The sequence below is a fragment of the Methylobacterium sp. WL116 genome (genome assembly GCF_008039455.1).
Taxonomy (GTDB): Bacteria; Pseudomonadota; Alphaproteobacteria; order Rhizobiales; family Beijerinckiaceae; genus Methylobacterium.
Genome location: NZ_VRUV01000456.1, coordinates 1 through 3688, shown reverse-complemented (window position 1 = coordinate 3688; position 3688 = coordinate 1). Strand labels below are relative to the sequence as shown.

At 73.3% G+C, this 3688-nt stretch carries 4 protein-coding genes; 2 read left to right on the top strand and 2 right to left on the bottom strand.

Going from position 1 to position 3688, the window contains the following annotated elements; translation table 11 throughout:
• Positions 1 to 519 (bottom strand): alpha/beta hydrolase (locus tag FV223_RS22630; RefSeq protein ID WP_147729099.1); only part of this gene is annotated, 519 nt, incomplete at its 3' end.
• A gap of 66 nt (positions 520 to 585) precedes the next feature.
• Positions 586 to 1515, bottom strand: coding sequence for a ring-cleaving dioxygenase (locus FV223_RS22625; RefSeq protein ID WP_147729098.1), 930 nt, complete (start codon positions 1513 to 1515; stop codon positions 586 to 588).
• A 253-nt stretch (positions 1516 to 1768) separates the two neighbouring features.
• Here FV223_RS22625 and FV223_RS22620 point away from each other — a divergent pair, with 253 nt between their 5' ends.
• The gene (locus FV223_RS22620) at positions 1769 to 3031 is read left to right on the top strand and encodes a hemolysin family protein (RefSeq protein WP_279593214.1); all 1263 of its coding nucleotides are present in this window, start codon (positions 1769 to 1771) and stop codon (positions 3029 to 3031) included.
• A 73-nt stretch (positions 3032 to 3104) separates the two neighbouring features.
• Positions 3105 to 3688, top strand: a 584-nt coding sequence (locus FV223_RS22615) for a chromate transporter (RefSeq protein WP_187276214.1), incomplete at its 3' end; no start/stop codon positions are given.

Genomic DNA, 3688 nt, shown 5'->3' with positions numbered 1-3688 from the left:
GATGCTCTCGGGCGCGGCCAGCCCTGCCGCGTTGTCGCCTGGGACGATCGGGTCGGCCGCGCCCGAGAGCATCAGCACCGGCCGGCCCGAGAGGTCCGCCGGCGCGGGGTCGGACAGCGGCATCATCGCCCGGAGCAGCACGGCGCCCGCCAGCGCCTCGGGGTGCAGCAGCAGCATCGCGGCGGCGATGTTGGCGCCGTTCGAGAAGCCGAGCGCCAACGGCGCCGGAAGCCCGTAGCGCGCCCGCGCCGCGGCGACGAACCCCGCGAGGTCGGCCGCCCGGCGCCGCACGTCCGCAGCATCGAACACGCCCTCGGACAGCCGGCGGAAGAAGCGCGGCATGCCGTTCTCGAGGACCGGCCCGCGCGGCGACAGCAGGGCCGCGCCGGGAGCGACCATGCGACCGAGGGGCAGCAGGTCGGTCTCGTCGCCGCCGGTGCCGTGCAGGAGGAGGAGGGGCCGGACGGGGGCGCGGCCCGGCTCGAAGCGGTGGACGAAGCCGAGATCGGGGTTGGGCATGTTCGGGCTCCCAAAGCGTGGGGCAGGACGATCCCGCCCCGCATTCGCGCGGGGCGGGACGACGGATCAGGCGAGGTCGGGCAGCGCGGCCGCGATCCGCGCCCGGTGCGGCTCGAGGCCGGCGGGCAGCTTCAGGGCGCTGCCCAGGGTGGCGAGCGGCTCGTCGACGGTGAAGCCCGGCACGTCGGTCGCGATCTCGAACAGCACGCCGCCGGGCTCGCGGAAATACACCGAGCGGAAGTACTGGCGGTCGCGCTGCTCGGTCACGGCGAGGCGTTGGTGGGTCGAGAGCCGCTCGACCATCGCCGCCTGGGCCGCGTCGTCGGCCGCCCGGAAGGCGATGTGGTGCACCGATCCGGCCCCCGGCCGCCCGCTCGAACGGTCGGCCGCTGTGGCGAGCGTCACGAATCCGCCGGCCGCCGCGCTGCCGGCGTAGCGGATCGATGCGCCGTCGCGTGCGGCCTCGCGGAACCCGAGGCCGTCGGTGAGGATCGCGGCCGTCGGGCCGGCCTCGGCCAGGAGCAGCGTGACGCCGTGAAGGCCGCGCAACGCGTGCTCGGCCGGCACGTCGCCGCCTTCACAGGTCGGCGCCGGGCCGGCCTCCTCGACGCCCACCAGGGCCAGCCGCATGCCGTCGGGATCGCGGAAGCGCAGGGTCGGCTCGCCGAACGCGCTCGACGGCGCCTGGTGGTCGACATTCATCGCGACGAAGCGGTGGACCCACCAGCCGATCGAGGCCCGCGGCACCCGGAAGGCGGTCTCCTGTGCCTCGCCGACCCCGACGCGGCCGGCGGCCGCATGCGCGATCGGGAAGAAGGTCAGCAGCGTGCCCGGCTGCCCGGCCTCGTCGCCGTAATAGAGATGGTAGGTGCCCGGGTCGTCGAAGTTGACGGTCGTCTTGACGAGCCGCAGCCCGAGCACGCGGGTGTAGAAGTCGCGGTTGCGTGCCGCCGGGCCGGAAAAGGCGGTGACGTGGTGGAGGCCGATCTCGGACATGAGGCTTCTCCTGCCTGGCGCCCTTGGGCGTTGGTGATGGACCTCACTTGAGGATTGCGCCGTCCGATTGAAATCGAAACGATGGAAACGCATCGTTTCTGATTTTACATCGAACGGTCCGCCCGCCTTCCGCGACCTTCGGCGTGGCCGGGCGACGCTCCGGCTGCTATGGCGGGGCGTTCGACACGCGGGGAGACGGCGAATTTCCGACGATGCATGGGCGACCGCGCTGGGGCTGCTCGCGGTCCTCGTCCTGGTGCTGGCCAACGGGTTCTTCGTGGCGGCGGAGTTCGCCCTGGTCTCGGTACGCCGGAGCCGCGTCGCCGAGCTCGTCTCCGAGCGGCGCGCGAACGCGACGGCGCTGCAGCGGGCGACCGACCGCCTCGATGCGCATCTCGCCGCGACGCAGCTCGGCATCACCCTGTCGTCGCTGGCGCTCGGCTGGGTCGGCGAGCCGGCGCTCGCCCACCTGATCGCGCCGGCGGTCGACGGGCTGCCGCTGTCGCTCGGGCCGGTGGCCGCCCACTCCATCGCGGTGGCGATCGCCTTCGCCCTGATCACGTCGCTGCACATCGTGCTCGGCGAGCTCGCGCCCAAGAGCCTCGCCCTCCAGCGCAGCGAGCGCACCGCGCTTGCGGTGGTCCGCCCCCTGGCCCTGTTCCTGTTCGTGTTCCGGCCGGCGATCCTGTTCCTCAACGGGCTCGGCAACGGCGTGCTGCGGCTGTTCGGACTCCAGCCGGGCCACGGCGAGGGCTCGCTGCACTCGACCGCCGAGCTCAACCTGCTGATCCAGGCGAGCCAGGAGGCCGGCCTGATCCGCGAGGTTCAGCAGGAGGCGGTGGAGCGGATCTTCGCCATCGGCGAGCGCCGGGTCAGCGACATCATGACCCCGCGCCACGAGGTCGAGTGGGTCGACGCCGACGCGGAGCAGGAGGCGATCCTCAAGGCCATGCGCGCCTGCGGGCACGCCCAGGTGGTGGTCAGCCGGGGCCAGGTCGACGAGCTCGTCGGCGTGGTCCGCAAGCAGGACCTGCTCGATCAGGTGCTCGACGGGCGGGCGATCGACATCGCCTCCGCGACGCAGGCGCCGATCGTCGTCCACGAGAGCATGACGATCCTGGCGGTGCTGGAGACCTTCCAGAGCCAGCCGATGCGCATGGCCGTGGTCGTGGACGAGTACGGCACCCTGGAGGGTATCGTCACCCAGACAGACCTGCTGGAGGCGATCGCCGGCGACATCCCCGAGCCCGGCGAGGAGCCCGACGTGGTCGAGCGGGCCGACGGCTCGCTCCTGATCGACGGGATGATCCCGGCCCGCCAGGCGTTCGAGCGGCTCGGGCTCGCCGAGCCGCCGGATTCCGACGACTTCACGACGCTGGCCGGCTACGTGATCTACCAGCTCGGCCGCATCCCTGCGGCGGGCGACGCCTTCGAGGCCGGCGGCTGGCGCTTCGAGGTCATCGACATGGACGGGCGCCGGATCGACAAGGTGCTGGCCTCCCGCGCCACCGCGTAGCACACCGGACGCCCCGGCCGAGGCGGCGGGGTGGGAGGCGAACCCCGACATGGCCGACGGCCCCGAGATCCCGATGCCCGGCCGCGCCGCGCCGCCCCGCACGGCCCCGCCGGCGGTCGGCCTCGCCGAGGCCGTCCCCGTCTGGGGCCGCATCGCCGCGCTCTCCTTCGGCGGCCCGGCCGGGCAGATCGCGGTGATGCATCGCATCCTGGTCGAGGAGCGGCGCTGGATCTCCGAGGACCGCTTCCTGCACGCGCTGAACTTCTGCACGCTGCTTCCGGGGCCGGAGGCGCAGCAGCTCGCGACTTATATCGGCTGGCTGATGCACGGCACGCGCGGCGGGCTGGTCGCGGGCGGCCTGTTCGTGCTGCCGGGCCTCGTCGCGATCATGGCGCTGAGCTGGGTCTACGCGCTGTCGGGCAACGTCGGCGTCGTCGCCGGCCTGTTCTTCGGGTTGAAGGCGGCGGTGCTGGCCATCGTCGCCGAAGCGGTGCTCCGCATCGGCCGGCGCGCCCTGAGGAGCGCACCGATGGTCGCGCTGGCGGCGGCCTCGTTCGTCGCGCTGTTCCTGTTCGACCTGCCGTTCCCGCTGATCGTCCTGGCCGCGGGCCTCGCCGGCTATCTCGGGGGCCGGGCCGGCCTGCCGCAGTCCCGGGT

Coding starts and splice junctions, on each gene's coding strand:
- FV223_RS22625 (WP_147729098.1), bottom strand. CDS start 1,515: ATGTCCGAGATCGGCCTCCACCACGTCACCGCCTTTTCCGGCCCGGCG.